General features: G+C 39.9%; 1 protein-coding gene. It reads right to left on the bottom strand.

Annotation, left to right across the window (positions count from 1 at the left end; all coding sequences use genetic code 11):
* Positions 1–569: iron chelate uptake ABC transporter family permease subunit (locus tag J7R10_RS08460; protein ID WP_208436461.1), on the bottom strand; the 569-nt coding region annotated here is incomplete at both ends.

The raw sequence follows: 569 nt of genomic DNA on the forward strand, positions 1-569 counted from the left end.
TAAAGATAAAGCTCCCAATAACCCCCATCATAGTGCTGATGGGGATTTCAAGAGAAGGATGAATTATTCGTCCTAAAATGTCACAAGTTAATACTAGTCCTGCGCCATTGATTGCTACCCAAGGAGCTGTATGGCGCATATTGTCACCCATAAAGTTTGACACAAGGTTTGGACTAATCAGTCCACCGAAAGGAACACGGCCAATTGTACAGATTACAACGGCGGTGATTGATGAGACAATAAAAAGACCAAAGAACATAACGTTACGATAATTAAGCCCAAGATTATTAGTTAAATCTTCTCCAAGAGCAGCTACTGTAAAGCGATCAGCGGTAAAGTAGGCAAGAGTACACAGGGGAAGTGATAACCATAAGATTTCGTATTTTCCATCAAGAATCATCGCAAAACTGCCAAATAAATAAGTTTGCAGAGAAGGAAGCAGCATTTCATGATCGGCAATAGCGTTGGTTAAGGAACCAATGACGTATCCTAGCATAATCCCTGTAAGAGGCACAATAAGAACAGATTTTAGAGGAATCTGGCGCAATAAAAACATAAAAAGTAATGCG

Origin of the sequence: Bartonella vinsonii subsp. berkhoffii ATCC 51672 (assembly GCF_902825225.1) — a bacterium.
Taxonomy (GTDB): Bacteria; Pseudomonadota; Alphaproteobacteria; order Rhizobiales; family Rhizobiaceae; genus Bartonella; species Bartonella berkhoffii.